This is a genomic window from Pseudomonas sp. 32A (assembly GCF_052682255.1).
Map to the genome: position 1 here is coordinate 1,828,208 of NZ_JBQYLY010000001.1, position 17,979 is coordinate 1,846,186.

The 17,979-nt window shown below is 61.9% G+C and carries 16 protein-coding genes; 7 read left to right on the plus strand and 9 right to left on the minus strand.

Going from position 1 to position 17,979, the window contains the following annotated elements:
* The first annotated feature begins 144 nt into the window (after positions 1–144).
* Complete coding sequence (locus ACUN0G_RS08405; protein ID WP_445573104.1) at positions 145–5,277, plus strand: dermonecrotic toxin domain-containing protein; 5,133 nt, start codon at positions 145–147, stop codon at positions 5,275–5,277.
* A gap of 38 nt (positions 5,278–5,315) precedes the next feature.
* Here ACUN0G_RS08405 and ACUN0G_RS08410 read toward each other — a convergent pair whose 3' ends face one another.
* The 3 genes from ACUN0G_RS08410 to ACUN0G_RS08420 all read right to left on the minus strand — a co-directional run bounded on the left by ACUN0G_RS08410 (position 5,316) and on the right by ACUN0G_RS08420 (position 7,989).
* A complete protein-coding gene (locus tag ACUN0G_RS08410; protein WP_445573105.1) occupies positions 5,316–5,942 on the minus strand; it encodes a LysE family translocator in 627 nt (208 codons plus the stop codon).
* A 63-nt stretch (positions 5,943–6,005) separates the two neighbouring features.
* Entirely contained in the window at positions 6,006–7,337 is a 1,332-nt protein-coding gene (locus tag ACUN0G_RS08415) for an NCS2 family permease (RefSeq protein WP_421525938.1), read from the minus strand.
* Positions 7,338–7,554: 217 nt separating this feature from the next.
* Positions 7,555–7,989 carry a MarR family winged helix-turn-helix transcriptional regulator gene (locus tag ACUN0G_RS08420; protein ID WP_258344556.1) on the minus strand — a complete coding sequence of 145 codons (435 nt, stop codon included), beginning with the start codon at positions 7,987–7,989 and terminating at the stop codon, positions 7,555–7,557.
* An 82-nt stretch (positions 7,990–8,071) separates the two neighbouring features.
* On the opposite strand from ACUN0G_RS08420, the gene ACUN0G_RS08425 reads away from it, so the two are divergent.
* Complete coding sequence (locus ACUN0G_RS08425; protein WP_445573106.1) at positions 8,072–9,238, plus strand: aminotransferase-like domain-containing protein; 1,167 nt, start codon at positions 8,072–8,074, stop codon at positions 9,236–9,238.
* 10 nt (positions 9,239–9,248) lie between these two features.
* The gene (locus tag ACUN0G_RS08430; RefSeq protein WP_445573107.1) at positions 9,249–9,851 is read left to right on the plus strand and encodes a glutathione S-transferase family protein; all 603 of its coding nucleotides are present in this window, start codon (positions 9,249–9,251) and stop codon (positions 9,849–9,851) included.
* Positions 9,852–9,933: 82 nt separating this feature from the next.
* On the opposite strand, the gene ACUN0G_RS08435 is transcribed toward ACUN0G_RS08430, so the two are convergent.
* The gene (locus ACUN0G_RS08435; RefSeq protein ID WP_445573108.1) at positions 9,934–10,827 is read right to left on the minus strand and encodes a LysR family transcriptional regulator; all 894 of its coding nucleotides are present in this window, start codon (positions 10,825–10,827) and stop codon (positions 9,934–9,936) included.
* A 131-nt stretch (positions 10,828–10,958) separates the two neighbouring features.
* On the opposite strand from ACUN0G_RS08435, the gene ACUN0G_RS08440 reads away from it, so the two are divergent.
* The 3 genes from ACUN0G_RS08440 to ACUN0G_RS08450 are packed head-to-tail and all read left to right on the plus strand — an operon-like array spanning position 10,959 to position 13,898.
* Positions 10,959–12,251 (plus strand): CitMHS family transporter, encoded by a 1,293-nt coding sequence (locus tag ACUN0G_RS08440; protein ID WP_445573109.1) that lies wholly within the window; start codon positions 10,959–10,961, stop codon positions 12,249–12,251.
* A gap of 1 nt (position 12,252) precedes the next feature.
* Positions 12,253–13,584, plus strand: a complete 1,332-nt coding sequence (locus ACUN0G_RS08445; RefSeq protein ID WP_445573110.1) for an acyclic terpene utilization AtuA family protein — start codon at positions 12,253–12,255, stop codon at positions 13,582–13,584.
* Positions 13,581–13,898: an AtuA-related protein gene (locus ACUN0G_RS08450; protein WP_445573111.1), complete on the plus strand. Its 318-nt coding sequence runs from the start codon at positions 13,581–13,583 to the stop codon at positions 13,896–13,898. Before ACUN0G_RS08445 ends, ACUN0G_RS08450 begins: the two co-directional genes overlap by 4 nt.
* Positions 13,899–14,010: 112 nt before the next feature.
* Here the strand turns inward: ACUN0G_RS08450 and ACUN0G_RS08455 are convergent, their stop codons facing one another.
* The 5 genes from ACUN0G_RS08455 to ACUN0G_RS08475 form a co-directional block, all read right to left on the minus strand.
* A complete protein-coding gene (locus tag ACUN0G_RS08455) occupies positions 14,011–14,382 on the minus strand; it encodes a glutathione S-transferase N-terminal domain-containing protein (RefSeq protein WP_063031984.1) in 372 nt (123 codons plus the stop codon).
* Positions 14,383–14,485: 103 nt separating this feature from the next.
* Positions 14,486–15,031 carry a GTP cyclohydrolase I FolE gene (gene folE / locus ACUN0G_RS08460; protein WP_003204506.1) on the minus strand — a complete coding sequence of 182 codons (546 nt, stop codon included), beginning with the start codon at positions 15,029–15,031 and terminating at the stop codon, positions 14,486–14,488.
* Between the two features lie 79 nt (positions 15,032–15,110).
* Entirely contained in the window at positions 15,111–15,668 is a 558-nt protein-coding gene (locus tag ACUN0G_RS08465; RefSeq protein WP_226477215.1) for a Smr/MutS family protein, read from the minus strand.
* Positions 15,669–15,743: 75 nt separating this feature from the next.
* The gene (locus ACUN0G_RS08470) at positions 15,744–16,064 is read right to left on the minus strand and encodes a hypothetical protein (protein WP_003213133.1); all 321 of its coding nucleotides are present in this window, start codon (positions 16,062–16,064) and stop codon (positions 15,744–15,746) included.
* Between the two features lie 130 nt (positions 16,065–16,194).
* The gene (locus tag ACUN0G_RS08475) at positions 16,195–16,785 is read right to left on the minus strand and encodes a cysteine hydrolase family protein (RefSeq protein ID WP_445573112.1); all 591 of its coding nucleotides are present in this window, start codon (positions 16,783–16,785) and stop codon (positions 16,195–16,197) included.
* Between the two features lie 240 nt (positions 16,786–17,025).
* Here ACUN0G_RS08475 and prmB point away from each other — a divergent pair, with 240 nt between their 5' ends.
* Positions 17,026–17,934 (plus strand): 50S ribosomal protein L3 N(5)-glutamine methyltransferase, encoded by a 909-nt coding sequence (gene prmB, locus ACUN0G_RS08480; RefSeq protein ID WP_258344562.1) that lies wholly within the window; start codon positions 17,026–17,028, stop codon positions 17,932–17,934.
* Positions 17,935–17,979: the final 45 nt, after the last annotated feature.

Sequence of the window (17,979 nt, forward strand, 5' to 3'; positions counted from 1 at the left end):
CATACCCCCAAAGCTCTTCGTTGGTTTTTCGCCCGCTCACACTGCGGGCTTTTTTTCGCCAGGTGATCAGGCCCTATCTATGTAAGGCCCTCCGGGTGAACCCACTGCCTACCCTCGCAGTTTTCATCTGGAGCGGTTGGCAACATGACCACGGAACCCGATCAACCTGAGCCTGCGGACGAAGGGCAGGACCTGCCTGCGATGGACCTGGCGCGCATCCGCCATAACCTGATGCGCCGGCTCAACGCCAGCCCTGCACCCAGTCGCTTTATCAACGACCTGCACGCCGCCCATGGGCGCTGCACCGAGTCGGGTCGGCAACTGCGCCGGATCATGCAACACGCACCGCGAATCCAGCGGCTGGTCCGTGGAGTGCTGCGTGAGCATTTCAGCCTGGACCCCGACACCCTGTTGTTCACCGTCGCAGCGCTGCCCGGCCAGCCCGCACGGGTGGACAGCCTGACGGAGCGGGCCATGGCCTTGCTGCATGTGCGGGTGTTTCCTCTCAATATCAATCAATTCACCCGCTTGAGCGTCCAGGGCGAACCTGCCACCAGCGTACGGTTGACCCCGCGGGAAATCCTGAACCGGGTCAATGCCTTGGACCTGCCGGCGCGCATCAGCGCGGCAAGGGTGGACTATTGGCAGGGCTTGTCGCCTGGCAGCGCGTTGTCGCGCACCGAGCACTGGGTGCAGTTACAGCGCCGTTTTTGGGTGGATAAGGCCCTGCTGGCCCATGCCCTGTGCCAGCTGTCGGACGACGGCCTCGCCATGGTCATGGGCCTGATCGATGCTCCCACACCGCAAGCGCGGCAGCGCGCGGGCGGCGCCTGGGAACAGTTGCACGCCAGTGAATTACAGTGGGGAGCAGTGCCGCTGGGCGGCGCCCTGCACCTGTGCCGGCGTGGCGCGGGCCAGGACCTTCGGCAAGTGGTCTACCTGCCCGGCGCGGTCCAGGGGTTTTATGAATTTGCCAGTTGGTCGGCCATGCAGCGTGACCTGCCGGCGCTGATCCTCGATCTCGGGCGCGCGAGCTTGCCGCTGCGCCGCCAGGATGAATGGGCAACACAGCCTTTCAGCGTAACCCGTGGGGCTGAACTGACGGTCGATGCCCTGCGGCACAGTGCGTCGGTCCAGATCCAGATCCAGGGCGACAACGAGTGGGACTGCCTCGATCTCCGGCGTGCAGGCGGAACATCACCCGGCTTGAGTTTGCAGCAGCGCCTGCACCAAGTGGAGCGCGCACGGCGGCCCGTCACCGGCTCGCTTTTGTTGAACCAGGCCATCGAGCAGTTGCTGGTGTGGGACCACAAGCGTCGCGCCAGGGAAATCAGCTGTGGGCTGCTTCATCCCGGCATGGCGGTACGAACCCGTGAGGCGCTGGTGCAGCGCCATGAGCGGGGTGTGCTGGCGTTGCTGGACACGAAGGATTTGCTCAGGGACTGCCCGCCGTATGACGCCTTCATCGCCTTGCAAACCCAATGGCAGAAGCAGGTGTCAGTGGTTTCTACACTGCTGGATGGCCAGGAGGCGCAACTGGCCGTGCGTGAGTTCTGGCTACAGACGCCAGCCGGAAGCGCGCATAACCGGGTTGCGCAATTGTTGAGCGGGCAGCGCAACGCCATGCTCCACGAGGCGCACTTGCAGCGACGGTTGGGGCTGATCACCGAGGCCAATCTGGCGGCGCTGAATGAGGCCCTGAACAAAGGCGACGCGCCCCGCAGTTGCCGTGTGTTAAGCCTGTCCTTTGGCCAGTCCGGGCAACCGCTTTTCCCGTTGCATGGAGTGTTTGTCGTCACCACGCCGCAGGGCCTGAGTCAGCCGGCACTGCCGGAGCCCGTGCTGTTGCAGGTGCCGGGCAAGGAGGGCGGATTGCAGACGTTTACTTCCCTGGACGATCTCTCTGCCAGCCTCGATGCCAGTCTCAAAAGCCCTGATGGCTCTGCATTATGGCGTTGTGTAGGCCGCGACCAGCGGCAATCGGCGCGGGCGCTGGTACGCGGCCTGGGCATTGCTACACCGGTGCTGGTCTACTTTCAGGTGATAGAGGGCAACCTCCTGTCCGAGAGTTTTCAGGCATGCATCCGGCGTGCGCAGCAGGACCTGCGTTGGGTGGACGCCGGCGGGCGGCCGTTCAGCGAGGTCAGCGATGTCGGGTTGGCGCGTACGTTGTTGTCCCTGGAGCTGGCGCATCAGCTACACGTGCCGGACAGTGCCGCCCGGGCACTGGCACTGGCCAATATCAGCCTGCTGCGGCTGGCAGCGGCCGAGGCGAAAACCCTGCCGGCGTGGCTCGCGAGCGCTGGGCAGTCATTGCGCAAACGTTATCAGCGCCAATGGCTCCAGCACCTCGACAGCAGCGCGGTGCTTGAGCATCAGTTGGCGTTGGCGTTGCCCAGCCTGGAAGCCTTTGCGCGCAGCACCTTGATTGAGCGGCTGCGCCGGGACGGGCTTTACCCGCAGCTGGATATCGACCAACCCTTCCTCGACATGCCCGACGATGTCAGTAGCCATTGGCAGTCTCACCCTCAACGGCCGGCGGGAGATTCCGGGGTGCGGGTGGTGGTCAGCCCGCAACGCAGCACCTACAGCCTGTTGCAACTGGCATTACAGAATCTTGATGCAGAGGCGCCCTGGACCGGGCTGCGCCTGCACTACAGCCGCTACCTGAGTGAGCAGTGGGCCAGGCGCTTGCCGGCCAAGGCGTTGATCGAACTGGTTTCCAGCCTGGATGTGGCAGGGCAGTACGAGCAATTGGTGACCCGGGCCTTTTACCCCGCGAAGGACCAGGCGCCTGCGTTACCGCCGGGGCTGGCCGAACGGCCCTTGAGCCAACAGGCACGCCTGGCCTTGTTCAGTGCCACTCAACAAGGCCTGAGTGCGGCGGGCCAACGCCTGTTTGCCAGCGCGCTGGCCGCGCGCGCACCGCAGGACCTGCACAAGGACGGTCACGCGCTGCAACTGTGTTGCGTGCACCTGGCGGCCCTGACGCTGAAACAGCCTCGGCATGTCATGGGCATGCTGCTGATCCATGACCTCACCTCGGCTGCGACGCTACTCTACTGGCCCCGAGTCAAGGGCCATGCGCCATTGACCGAGCATGCCAGCCTCACCGCGGCGCTGCAGGTGTTGATGGCGGTGGCGGCGCGTCCGGAAAACCGAGCGGCGCTGGCGCTGCAGATTGCGCCGGGGTGGGAAGAGGAAGCGCTGGCAAGTTACCCGGTGCCGGTCAGTCCCTTGCCGTGGACGCTTGACTGGCGCTCGGCGGCCCAGCACGTCAATGTGCCTTTTGCGCAGCCATTGATTGCCAGCCTGATGTGGGCCTACAAGGGGGTCAAGCGCTGGTTCGCGCTGCGCCGCCAGCAACCGGCCACGACGCTGGCGGAAATTGAACGGGAGATTGGCGAGCAGCTCGAACAGGATCCCCGGCAGTGGCTGGGTATCACCCGCACCACGGGCAGCGACATGGTGCGAATCCTTGCCCATGGCCAATTGCTGGGCCTGCACCGGGAGGTGCGAGCCATGGCCAATTCACGCCGTGCGCTGCAAGACTACCGTCAGCTGCGCCTCGACGAACAGTCGGCGGCGCGTGCGCGGGGCTTGTTATCGTTTGTTCCGGGCGTGAGTATCGGGGTCAATCTGTATGAGCTGTTGCTCGCCGCCCGCCGTGCTCACCACAGTGGCGACCCGGCGGATGCGGTGGCCGCCGGTTTTGCGGCATTGGTGCTGGTGGCTGATGTGGCCCTGTCTTTGGCGCCTCAGGGCAAAGCCAGCCCCAGGTTGGGGGCGCTGCTAACCCGGGTCAGACACCGCCAATGGCTGCTGGACGGTGGTGTTGGTAACCTGCGTCTGCCATCCCCGGTCAGAAACCTCAAAGGGTTGGACGCGTTCAAGAAGCCACCGGTGGTCGAGGAGGCCGTGACATTGCATGGACCGGTCAACAAGGGCAGCTACGTCAAGGGCGGCGAGCAATTTATCCTCGATGGGGATTCCGCGTACCCGGTGTACCGTCGTAATTCTGAACAAACCCTGCGGCTGAAAAATAACCACAACGAAGGCCAGGACGAGCTGCTGCTGTACGTGGAGCAATCCGGCGAGCGATTGCTGGGAGCCGATGCGCCCGAACCCCGCCCCGGGCCCAGTTCCGGGATCTATCGGCCGTGGGAAGCGCCGCGGGTAGGGAGTGAATGGGTTGCCCCGGTTGTGCCACATACCGAGCGCCTGGCCCGGCAACCGCCGTTGGCTTCCAGTCATTGGCAAGCCTGGGGCCAAGGGTTGGAGGGGCCTGGAATCCAGGAAATATCGCCGTCACGGAGGTTGTATCGTATTCAGGGAGAGAGGCCCTACGACGCGGTCAGGTTTGGGGATAAATATTATGAATTGTTGCCCAATGGTTCGACGGCTCCAGCGGGCATCATATTTTTAAAGCAGCCCGAGTTGCTTCCTGTAGCGATCAGGGATGAGTTAACGCGTTGGATGCTGCCTGGCCCGCGCGAGCAGCCGATCCCGGCCACCTTTGGCGCCGATCAGTTATGGACCCCACGCGCGCCGCTCTTCACCCGGCCCATTGCGGATTACGTTGGCGACGCCTTTCCCGACCTGACGCCGGCCAGCCGCTATTTCGTCACCACACGCCTTCTGGAAATAGCCGACACCGGCCGTTCGATGACTGCCACCCGCATGCTGAACATTCGCGCAACCCTGGATGAGTGGCTGCCACCTTTTCCCGAGGCGCCGGGCCAGACCGACGACCTGTTTCGCATGCTCAGGCCACTCACGCGACGGCAAAAATTGAGCGTCAATATTGGCCGGGAGGGGACAGCACCGGGGCTTGAGCGGGTCGATTTCGTGCCGTTGACGCCGATCGCCTCCGACGTACTCATCAAACCTGCCGAGGGCTCCGGTCACGCTCGGCCGATCATTGCCCAGCATGCGGTGTTACAGGTGCTGGAGCGTCAGGGCTTTGCCATTAAAAAAATACACAAAAGCGGCACCGCAGGACTGTACAACTTATCGTGCACGCATCCGAAGTCCCGCAATCTGTATTACGTATTGACGCGCTGGAGCGACGCGTCGAACGTTCGCCTGAACTCAGACCGCATGGTGCAACTGTCTGACGCTTGGTTGCGCCATGGCGCCCAGCAGCAACCGCAGATTTACACGCCGATCATACGGGCACTGGAGGAGGGGCGTCTGGTCCGGATAATTGCGGGGATTCAACAGATTGGGCAAGGTAATCCGGTGACGGTGTTCTTTGTCAAAATGGAGCGTTTCTAGGCGGGCCCGGTAGCGTCGGTGCCACCGGGCCAGGCGGGTCAGCGACTCAATAAAGAGGCCGCCCCCGCGCCACTGAACAACCCGGCGCTGATCCGGTTGAACCAGCTCTGGCCCTTGCCGCTGCGCAGGTAGCGCGCGGCACCATGGGCGCCGAGGCCGTAGGCCAGTTTGCACAGCAGGTCGAGCACGGTCCAGGTGGCGATCATGATCAGCAACTGCGGCAAAAAGGCCTGCTGGGCACTGAGGAATTGCGGCAGGAAGGCGGCGAAAAACAGGATGTCTTTCGGGTTGCTGGCGCCCAGCACAAAGGCCCGGCCAAACAGCGCACGAAAACGCGGGGTGGCGGCCACTTGCGGTACGTCGGCGGCGTGGGCCGGTTGCCGCGATTGCTGCCAGCTCTGCCAGGCGAGGTAGAACAGGTACAGCGCGCCGACGATCTTCAGGGCGCTGAACAGCTGTTCCGAGGCCAACAACAACGCACCCAAACCCAGCGCCGAGGCGCTCAGCAGGCAGATCGAAGCAATCACCCCGCCGAGAAAGGCCGGGTACGAACGGCGCAGGCCGTAGTTCAGGCTGTTGCTGATCATCAGCAAGGACAGGGGGCCGGGGATCAGGATCACCACCAGCGCAGCGCCGCTGAACAGCAGCCAGGTTTCCAGACTCATTGCATTCCTCCATTCGTACAAAAGCCCCACCCGACGGGGTGAGGCAGGGTCAAGCGGGTCGGCCTACAGGAACGCGAACTTGGCGATGAAGATCGCGCAAAGCACCCACAGGCTGATGGAAATTTCCTTGTGCTTACCGGTGCCGGCCTTCAGCGCCACGTAGGTGATAAAACCCAGGGCGATGCCGTCGGCGACGGAAAAGGTCAGCGGCATCATGATCGCTGTGACGATCGCCGGAATGCTGTCGGTGGCGTCGTCCCAATTGATATGGGCCATGCCGCTCATCATCAGCATCGCCACATAAATCAACGCGCCTGCGGTGGCATAGGCCGGAATCATGCCAGCCAGCGGAGCAAAAAACATCGCGGCGATAAACAACACGCCAACCGTAACCGCCGTCAGCCCGGTGCGGCCACCAGCGGCAACCCCGGCGGCGCTTTCCACGTAACTGGTCACTGGCGGCACGCCGACCATGGCGCCGAACACGCTGGAAGCACTGTCGGCTTTCAGGGCGCGGGAAAGGTTTTCGATCTTGCCGTCGGCATTCACCAGGCCTGCACGCTGGGCCACGCCCATCAAGGTGCCGGCGGTGTCGAACATGTGCACAAACAGGAAGGCGAACACCACGCTGATCATGCTGACGTTGAACACGCCCATCACGTCCATGGCCATCCAGGTCGGCGCCAGGCTTGGCGGGGTGGCCAGGATGCCGTGGTACTCCACCAGGCCCAGGCCCCAACCGGCGAGGGTCACGGCGATGATGCTGATCAGGATCGCGCCGAATACCCGGTGGTAGCTGAGGATCGCAATCAACAGGAAGCAGATGGCCGCCAGCAATGGGGCGGGTTCATGCAGGGAACCGAGCTTGATCAGGGTGGCCGGGCTTTGCACGATGATGCCGGCGGTTTTCAGGCCGATCACCCCGAGAAACAATCCGACGCCGGCGCCCATTGCATGGCGCAGGCTCACCGGAATGCTGTTGAGCAGCCACTCGCGAATGCGTGAGAGCGTCAGGATCATGAACAACACACCGGAGATAAACACCGCACCCAGTGCCGTCTCCCAGTTGTAGCCCATGGTCCCGACCACGGTGTAGGTGAAAAACGCGTTCAGGCCCATGCCCGGCGCCAGGCCTACTGGCCAGTTGGCGTACAGGCCCATCAACAGGCAACCCAGCGCGGCGGCGATGCAGGTGGCGACAAACGCCGCGCCGTGATCGATGCCGGCGTCGGCCATGATGTTGGGGTTGACGAAGATGATGTAGGCCATGGTGATAAAAGTCGTGAGGCCAGCGATCAGCTCGGTCTTCACTGTGGTGCCATGCAAGCGGAGTTTGAACAGGCGTTCCAGCCAGCCATGCTTCGCGGGCGAGAGCTGGGGTGGCGATAGGTCCAGCGGGGCTTCGGATTTGCGGCTTTCCACAGCAAGTACTCCTCAAGAGTTTTATTGTTATTTCCAGCGCCGGACACATGAGTGGGCAGCAGCGCTTTGAGGTACCAGCGGGTTTTGTTGACCAGTAGGTCAGGAACTCGCACGAAACGAATTATGCTTTTGTATACAAATAAAGCAAATAATGTTTTCTGTTTTGTGTGCGAAAAGGATGAAAGGCAATTCAGGATTGGCCACCGAGTGCCTTGTTCACTGCCAGCCAGCCCTCGACTGCCGTCTCGCCAGCCTCGGCAAACGCCCGTTGCAGCAGCTTCACTTGCTCGCGCCGCAGGGATTGTTCGAAACGCTGACCTTCGTCGGTCAACTCCAGCAGGCGCTTACGCTTGTCGGTCTCGGACGCCACGCTGTTTACCAAGTGCATTTCCTGCAATTGGCGCAGCGGCATGTTCAACGCCTGTTTGCTCACGCCGAGCAATTCCAGCAATTCCTTGACGCTCAAGGCCGGGTAGCGCGCGATAAAAAACACGATGCGCTGATGCACTCGGCTCAGGCCGCGACGCTCGAGCATTTCATCGGCCTTGGCGGTGAACGCCTGATAGCCGAAGAAGAAGGCTTCCATGGCGGTTTGTTGGCTGGTCTGGTTTTTAAGGTCAAGCATATTGACGTATCTGCCCAAGTCGTCGTAATTTCGGTCAACCAGTTTGACGTATTTCCCTCAGGCTTCGCTACCGGTGACCCTTATGGCCTTTTCAGAACGTGTTTCGCGCCTTAAAAGCTCCTTGATCCGTGAAATCCTCGCGGCGGCGCAAAAACCGCAGGTGATGTCCTTCGCCGGTGGCCTGCCGGCCGAAGTGATGCTGCCCAAGCTGGATTGGACCGACATGCCGCTGAACATCGGCCAGTACGGCATGAGCGAAGGCGAGCCGCAGTTGCGTGAGTTGCTGGCGGCCGAGGCGCGGGGGCTGGGTATTCCGTGCCAGGCCAGCCAGGTCATGGTGGTCAGTGGTTCACAGCAAACCCTGGATCTGGCGGCCAAGCTGTACATCGACAAGGGCACCAAAATCCTGCTGGAAGGCCCGACCTATCTCGCGGCGTTGCAGATATTCCAGCTGTTTGGCGCCGAGTGCCTGACCGTGCAGCTTGAAGCGGACGGTCCGGACCTGAAGGCGCTGCGCAGCAGCCTTGAGCAGCAGCGTCCGTCCTTCGTCTACTTGATCCCGACGTTCCAGAACCCGTCGGCGGTGCGCTACAGCGAGGCCAAGCGCGAGGCCGTCGCCGCGCTGCTGGACGAGTTCGGCGTGACCCTGATCGAAGACGAGCCCTACCGCGAACTGAGCTTCGACGGCGGCAGCGCGCAACCCATCGTCAGCCGGCTGAAAAAGGCCAGCTGGATCTACACCGGCACCGTATCCAAGACCCTGTTGCCCGGCCTGCGGGTCGGCTACTTGATCGCCAGTCCCGATCTGTTCCCGCACCTGCTCAAGCTCAAGCAGTCGGCGGACCTGCACACCAACCGCGTTGGCCAGTGGCAGGCGATGCAGTGGATCGGCACCGAGCAATACCAGCACCACCTGGTGGAGCTGCGCGGTTTCTATCTAGGCCGCCGCGATGCATTCCAGGCTGCACTGCAGCGGTATTTCAGCGGCCTGGCCGACTGGCAAATACCCCAGGGCGGATTATTCTTCTGGCTGACCTTGAAACAGCCGCTCGATACCCGCACCTTGTTGGCACCTGCGCTCGACCAGGACATCGCGTTCATGCCCGGTGAGCCGTTCTTTTCCGAGCCGGATAACCATCACGGTCACCTGCGGCTCAATTTCAGCCATATCGACCCGGCGCGTTTGGACGAAGGTCTCAAGCGTCTCGCTGCGGTGGTCCGTCAAGCACAGCACGCGCAAGCGGCATAGGGGAGCCTCCATGTACAAGGTTTACGGCGATTACAAATCGGGCAACTGCTACAAGGTCAAACTCATGCTCAGCCTGTTGGGCATCGACTACGAGTGGATCGATGTCGACATCCTGAAGGGCGACACCCAGACCGCCGAGTTCCTGGCCAAGAACCCCAACGGCAAGATCCCGGTGCTGGAACTCGAAGACGGCACCTGCCTGTGGGAATCCAACGCGATCCTCAACTTCCTCGCCGACGGCAGTGAGTTCCTGCCCAGCGAACCGCGCCTGCGCACCCAAGTGCTGCAGTGGCAGTTTTTCGAGCAGTACAGCCATGAGCCTTACATTGCGGTGGCGCGGTTTATCCAGTTTTACCTGGGGCTGCCGGAAGATCGGCTGGAGGAATACAAGAAGCTGCACAAGGGCGGTTATAAAGCCCTGAAGGTGATGGAGCGTCAGTTGCAGTTGACGCCGTATCTGGTGGGCGACCAGTTCTCGATTGCCGATGTGGCGCTGTATGCCTACACCCATGTGGCGGATGAGGGTGGTTTTGACCTTGGCGCCTATCCAGGTGTGCAAGCCTGGTTGAAGCGCGTGGCCAGCCATCCAAAGCATGTGCCGATGCTGGGCTGATCACCGGTCTTCCACTGTAGGAGCGAGCTTGCTCGCGAAAAACGCAAGAACACCGCGGGGTATCAGGTGCCCCGCGTTATCGTTAACGTTCTTCGCGAGCAAGCTCGCTCCTACAGAGTTCGAAGCACCGTTCTGCCGCCGGGCTCAACGGCTGTCCACTGCGACTGATCAACCCGATCTCCCGGTTTACCCCCGCATGATCAATCGTAATCCGCTTCAACCCTTCCAGGCTGTCCGCCGCCGATTCCGGCAACACACTGATCCCCAAGCCTTGCCTCACCAACGCCAGCACGGTCGACATGTAGTTGGCCTCCATCCCCGCGACCATCGTCAGGCGCGTCTCGTCGAACAACGCGTCCACCTGTTCCCGCACGCTGCTGTCGCGGCCGGTAAGGATGATCGGCTGCTCGGCCAGTTGCTCCAGGCTTAGCTGGGCATAGCGCGTCAGCGGATGATCCAGCGGCACAAACGCACACAACCGGTCATTCAGCACCGGCACAAACGCCAACCCATGGCTCAGCCTCGCCCGCACACCAATACCGAAATCCACCTCGCCCGAACGCACTTGCGCATGAATGCGGTGAGCAACCAGGTCATGCAAGCGCACCTCGATCCCGGCAAAACGTTCGCGAAACAATCGCAGGGCAGGCGGCAATGCGCCGGCGCACACGGAGGGCAGGGCGGCGATGGTCACCACGCCTCGGCGCAAGGCTGCGAGGTCACGGGAGCCGGTGACGATGTTGTCCAGGTCCAGCAACAGCTTCTCCATCGGCCCGCGTGCATCCAGGCCGGCGGCGGTGATGCTGACGTGGCGCGGGCTGCGGTCGAGCAGGGCAACCCCTAGCCACTCTTCCAGTTGCTGCACCTGCACGGTCAGCGCCGAGGGCGACAAGTGCAGCTCATTGGCCGCCTTGGTAAAGCTGCCCGTACGGGCAACGGCGAGAAACGCCTGGATATGCTGGATCGAATTTTTCATTTTTATTTTGCTCGAGCGTTTTGTTTTTTCGAATGTGCAGTGCCGAATATTCCAATTTACAAAGCCTAACGCGATTCCAATACTCCAGGGAAAACAATAACCGGCCGAAAACGCCGTTCTGGAGCTACCCCATGCTCGCTACCCTGGGTGTCATCACCATCCTGTGCCTGCTCACTGCCGTCATGAGCAAACGCCTGTCGCCACTGGTGGCCCTGATCGCCTTGCCGATCATCGCCGCGCTGCTCGGCGGTTTCGGCCTGCAAACCAGCGCCTTCATCATCACCGGCATCAAGAACGTCGCCCCCGTGGTGGGCATGTTTGTGTTCGCGATCCTGTTTTTTGGGATCATGACCGATGCCGGCATGCTGGATCCAATCATTGATCGCATCTTGCGCACGGTAGGGACGCGTCCTACAAGGATTGTCGTCGGTACCGCGACGCTGGCCCTGCTGGTGCACCTGGACGGCTCCGGCGCGGTGACCTTTCTGGTGACGGTGCCGGCGATGCTGCCGCTGTACACGCGGCTGGGGATTGATAAACGCATCCTCGCGTGTGTGGCGGCGATGGCGGCCGGGGTCAACTTCCTGCCGTGGACCGGTCCGGTACTGCGTTCCTCGGCGGCGCTGCATGTGCCGGTGGCGGACTTGTTCCAGCCGCTGATCCCGGTGCAGATCGTCGGCCTGGTCTTTGTATTCGCCTGTGCCTGGTGGCTGGGCCGCCGTGAAGAAAAACGCCTGGGGCTGGGCGCCGGTTCCAGCGTGGACGCTGTGCCGCAACGGGTGCTCAGCGAGGATGACATCGCCCTGCGTCGCCCGCGCTTGTTCTGGGTCAACCTGATCCTGACGGTACTGGTGATGGTGGTGATGATCGCCGGTTGGGTCGACCCGGTGGTGATGTTCATGCTCGGCACCGTGGTGGCGCTGTGCATCAACTACCCGAACGTCGACGCCCAGCGCGCGCGGATCGATGCCCACGCAAAAACCGCCCTGACCATGGCCAGCATCCTGCTCGCCGCCGGTGTGTTCACCGGCATCATGCAAGGCACTGGCATGCTCAAGGCCATCGCCGAAGTGGCGGTGGCGCAGATTCCGGCGGGCCATGGCAAGTTGATCCCGGCGGTGGTGGGTTTCCTATCGATGCCGTTGAGCATGCTGTTTGACCCTGACTCCTACTATTTCGGCGTGATGCCGGTGATCGCCGAAGTTGGCAAAGCCCTGGGCGTCGACCCGCTGCAAGTGGCCCAGGCCTCATTGCTGGGCGTGCACACCACCGGCTTCCCGGTCAGCCCGCTGACGCCCGCGACCTTCCTGTTGGTGGGCCTGTGCAAGATCGAACTGGCCGATCACCAGCGCTTCACCATCCCCTTTCTGTTTGCCGCGTCGGTGTTGATGACCCTGACGGCTTTGCTCCTGGGAGTGATTTGACATGAAAACCTTGCGCATCGGTTCCGGCGCCGGCTACTCCGGCGACCGTATCGAACCTGCGGTGGAACTGGCTGAACAGGGTGACCTGGATTACCTGGTGTTCGAATGCCTGGCTGAACGCACCATCGCCCTGGCGCAACAGGCGCGGATCAGCGATCCACAAGGCGGTTACGACCCGCTGTTGAGTGAGCGCATGCGCCGCGTGCTGCCCTTTGTCGGCCGGCCCGACGGGCGCCGGCGCTTGCGGGTGATCACCAATATGGGCGCGGCCAACCCGGTGGCGGCGGCGGTGGAAGTGCGCCGGATTGCCACTGAACTGGGGCTGAACCTCAAGGTGCTGGCGGTGATTGGCGATGACGTGCTTGATACGTTGCGGGGCCAGCCGGAGCAATTGCTCGACAACGGCCAGACCCTTGGCTCATTGGGCGACCGGCTGATTTCCGCGAACGCCTACCTGGGTGCCGAGGGCATTATCGACGCGTTGCGCGCCGATGCCGACGTGGTGATCACCGGCCGGGTGGCAGACCCTTCGTTGTTCCTGGCGCCGCAGATGTTCGAATTTGGCTGGGCTGCGGATGATTGGCAACGGCTTGGACGCGGCACGTTGGTGGGGCATTTGCTGGAGTGTGCGGGGCAGGTCAGCGGTGGCTATTTTGCCGATCCGGGTTTCAAGGACGTGGACGATCTGGCACGCCTGGGCTTTCCACTGGCCGAGATTGACGCAGACGGCGAGGCCTTGATCACCAAGGTCGCCGGCTCCGGCGGGCGGGTCAGCCGTGCCACGTGCACCGAACAATTGATCTACGAAGTGCACGACCCGGCGGCCTACCTCACACCGGACGTGTGCGCGGATTTTTCCCAAGTAGCGTTTACCGAAGAAGCCGTGGACCGAGTGCGTGCCCACGGCGCGAGCGGACGGCCACGTCCCGAAGCGTTGAAAGTCAGCGTCGGTTATCTGGACGGCTGGATAGGTGAGGGGCAGATTTCCTACGGCGGCCCGGGCGCGGTCGCTCGTGCGCAACTGGCTCGCGATGTAGTCCTGAAACGCTTGGAATTGACCGGCGTGCGCATGCAGGACGTGCGTGCCGAACTGATCGGCATCGACTCGTTGCACGGCCCGCGCAGCACGGTTGAACCGTGGGAAGTGCGCCTGCGCATTGCCGCCCGCTGCGAAGAACGCAGCGAAGCGGTGCGCGTCGGCAATGAAGTGGAAACCCTCTACACCAATGGCCCGTCCGGCGGCGGTGGTGCCAGCAAGAGCCTACGCCAGGTGGTGGCGGTGGCGTCGTTGCTGTTGCCCCGTAACGCGGTCAACCCGAGGATCGAGTCATGAAACTGCACACCCTGGCCCACTCCCGTACCGGCGATAAGGGCGACACCTCGAACATCTCGATCATTGCGTATCGGGCCGAGGACTATCCGCTGCTCTGCGAGCAATTGACGGCTGAGGTGGTGGCGGCATTTTTTGCGCCGTTGCTGGAAGCGGGCGCTGCACCGGTGCGGCGTTATGAGTTGCCCAATGTGCAGGCACTGAACTTCGTGTTGCCGGGCATCTTACGAGGTGGAGTGACGCGGTCGCTGGCGCTGGATGCCCATGGCAAGTGCCTGGGCTCAGCATTACTGGATCTTGATTTACGCCCCCTGTAGGAGCGAGCTTGCTCGCGAAAAACCTGAGAACCCCGCTGGGTGCCAGGCTTCCCGCGTTATCGTTTGCGACCTTCGCGAGCAAGCTCGCTCCTACAGGGGATGTGGACGGTTGTCAGACCGCCGCAAATCGCTTGTCCAGGTAATCGATGATCACCTTGGAGTCGTACATCCAGGTGGTCTGGCCGTTCTCTTCAATGCGCAGGCATGGCACCTTGATCTTGCCGCCTTGTTCCAGCAGGGTCTGGCGATCCTGTTCGTTGTTCTTCGCGTCCTTCAAGGCCACCGGCACGTTCAGGCGGTGCAGGGTGCGGCGGGTCTTCACGCAGAACGGGCAGGCGTGAAATTGATACAGGGTCAGGTCCTTGGCCGCTGCGTTCACCTGCGCCTGTTGTTCGGCAGGGCGCTGCTTTTTGCGCGGACGGGTCAGGAAGTCGCCGGCGATGATGACGTGGCCGAGGCCCACTCGAAGTGCTTTGACGAACATGGCTGAAACCTCTTGCCCTAGACTTAAGGGGCCGCAGCTTACCTGATTTTTCACAGGCGAAAAAAAACCGGCGATAAACGCCGGTTTTTCCAGGTGCTGCGTATTACTTGATCAGGCTGAGAAACTCGCTGCGGGTCGCCGCGTTTTCGCGGAACTCACCCAGCATCACCGACGTGATCATCGACGAATTCTGCTTCTCCACACCGCGCATCATCATGCACATGTGCTTGGCCTCGATCACCACTGCAACGCCGAGGGCGCCGGTGACCTGCTGGACCGCATCGGCGATCTGGCGGCTGAGGTTTTCCTGGATCTGCAGGCGGCGGGCATACATATCGACGATACGCGCGACCTTCGACAGGCCCAGCACTTTGCCGCTCGGGATATACGCGACGTGAGCCTTGCCGATAAACGGCAGCAGGTGGTGTTCGCACAGCGAGTACAACTCGATGTCCTTGACCAGCACCATTTCGCTGTTGTCAGAGCTGAACAAGGCACCGTTGGTGACTTCTTCGAGGGTCTGTTCATAACCGCGGCAGAGATACTGCATGGCCTTGGCGGCACGTTTTGGCGTGTCGAGCAGGCCCTCGCGGGAAACGTCCTCGCCGAGTTGGCCGAGAATCGCGGTGTAATTCTGTTCCAGGGACATGAAACTACCTAGTGGGATTTTCGCAAAGGGCAAGGGTACGGCGGCCAACACATCGCTGCAAGCCTGACGATGGCACTTGTTACTCGTCGCGGCCTTCCATCATGGTGCGCTTGAGCATCACATACACCGCGCCAGCGCCGCCGTGACGTGGCTGACATGAGGTAAAACCCAGCACCTGGGAGTGCTGGCGCAACCAGGTGTTGACGTGGCTTTTGATCATCGGCCGCTTGCCGTCCAGGCGCACGGCCTTGCCGTGGGTGACGCGCACGCAGCGGATTTCGAATTGGGTGGCTTCGGCGAGGAACGCCCAGAGGGTCTCGCGGGCTTTTTCGACAGTCATGCCGTGCAGGTCGAGGCTGCCTTCGAACGGGATCTGGCCGACCTTGAGCTTGCGCATCTGGCTTTCCTGCACGCCGTCGCGGGCCCACATCAGCTCGTCTTCGGGGCCTACGTCGATAACGAACTGATCCGACAGACCGTCCACCGTGGTGGCGTCCGTGCGCACGGTCGCCGCCTGGCGCAGCTTGGCGATCTGGGCGCGGTCGGTCTTGGGTTTGCCGGTGTCGGCGCGATCATGCTTGATCGGCTTGACGCCGCGCAGCTCGTTCTTGAATAGGGAAAAATCGTCGTCTTGCATGTCAGCCTCCGCGAAGGGCGGGCAGTTTACCTAATCGCGGCGGCTTGATGCGCAACAAACGCTATCGGCATGCCATCAGTCGTGCTTTTTCATCAGGTGTGAGGCGATGTTCAGTGACAGGGGCTGGCGCATGCGCCGACGGCAACGGCGCCACAGCCAGACGCCGAACCACAGCACCAACAGGCCGATGACCAACAGTATTGCAGAACCGCCAGGGCTGGCGTTCAGTTCGCCCAAGGCCGGTGAATGTCCAACCAAACCAGCGCCGCCGGCAATTGCCAGTAGTACGCCACCTATCGCCAACAGCGCGGCAAAGCCGGCGCCGATGCGCAGACGCCAGTTGCTCGGGCCCTTGGGGCGCAAGCGACGTGCATCAAAACCATCGGATATCTTCATTCCGACCTTTCCTCCAGGGTATCGGCCCTTCGACCGGAAGATACACAGGTTGTTCCGGGTACAGAGGCAATTGCAGCAAATGACAGGTATTTGCGGATGAGCGGGCGGCTACCCGCTCATCTGAGGTCGATCAGATCAGATCTATGGTCAAGGCGAGGGTGGCGAAGTTGTCGGCCATGATGGCCATTTCGGTCTGCTGCACATGGTCGGCGCTGAGGATACCGCCCTTGTACGGCAGGTCGCGGGTGGCGCAGGCGTCTTCTACCAGGGTGCAGCGAAAGCCCAGGTTCTTGGCCGCGCGCACGGTGGTGCTGACGCTGGAGTGGCTCATGAAGCCGCAGACGATCAGGTCCAGGGAACCGAGGTCTTGCAGGTGCTTCTCCAGGCCGGTGCCGTGGAACGCGCTGGGCAGCAGCTTGCCGATGATGGTCTCGTCGGCCTGGGGCTCGAGGCCTGGAATGAATTCACCGCGCTCGCCCTGGGGATCAAACAGCCCGCCGACTGTGCCCAGGTGGCGCACATGCACGATGGGGCGTCCGGCGTTGCGCGCGGCAGCGGCCAGTTGCTTGATATTTTCCACCGCCGCGTCCATGCCCGAGAGGGCGAGGGGACCGCTGAGGTATTCCTTCTGGGCGTCGATGATCACGAGGGTCGCATGGTTCAGGTTCGCCGCTGCGTAACCACGACCGCTGAGTTGAAACATCGTCTTTGGAACGGACATTCTGGGGCTCCTGTGAGTGGGGCTTTTGTGACATTGTCCTCCGGCTGAGCGCTTCTGTGAATCGCTACCATCGTAAGGTACGCCGTTGTTGGCGTGCAGCAATGTCAATAGGTCACTACGTTTAGGCAAAAACCGCGTTTAAGATGAAATCCGACGTGCGGCAAAGGGTTTTTTCGTACATCGTCGGTACAGCTTAAGGCTGTTAGAATCGCCGGTCGTTTTTTCCAGGAGCTTGCCCCCGTGATCACTTCTCGCCTGCGCACCTTGCGCGACCACATCCGATGGGCCGTCAGCCGTTTCCATGGAGAAGACCTGTTTTTTGGCCATGGCACCGACAACGCCTGGGACGAAGCCCGGCAACTGGTGCTCGGCGCCCTGCATCTGCCGTGGGAAATTGCCGACAGCTACCTCGATTGCAACCTGGAAGAAGAGGAAATCTCCCACGTGCAACGCCTGCTGCACCGCCGTATCCACGAGCGCGTGCCTACTGCGTACCTGTTGAAGGAAGCCTGGTTCTGCGGCATGTCGTTTATCGTTGATGAGCGTGTGCTGATTCCACGTTCACCGATTGGCGAACTGATCGAAAACCGCTTCGAACCGTGGCTTGGCGCGCCGCCAGCACGCATTCTGGACCTGTGTACCGGTTCCGGTTGCATCGGTATTGCCTGCGCCTACGAGTTTCAGGACGCCGAAGTAGTGCTGGGTGACCTGTCCTTTGAAGCCTTGGAAGTGGCCAACCAGAACATCGAGCGCCATGGCGTCGACGAGCGCGTCTACACCGTTCAGGGCGATGGCTTTGATGGTTTGCCGGGGCAGCGTTTTGACCTGATCGTGTCCAACCCGCCGTATGTCGATGCCGAAGACTTTGCCGACATGCCGGATGAATACCAGCATGAGCCGGAATTGGGCCTGGCTTGCGGGGATGACGGTTTGAACCTGGTTCGGCGGATGCTGGCCGAGGCGGCAGATCACTTGACCGAGAAAGGCTTGCTGATTGTCGAGGTGGGCAATAGCCAGGTTCACGTCGAGGCGCTGTACCCGGAAGTGGACTTTGCCTGGCTGGAGTTCCAGCGCGGTGGGCATGGCGTGTTCATGTTGACGGCTGAGCAGTGCCGGGCGCATCAGGCGGTGTTTGCCGCGAGGGTCTAAACCCTTCCAAGTGGGTAACGCGGTCAGTGTGGGAGCGAGCAAGCC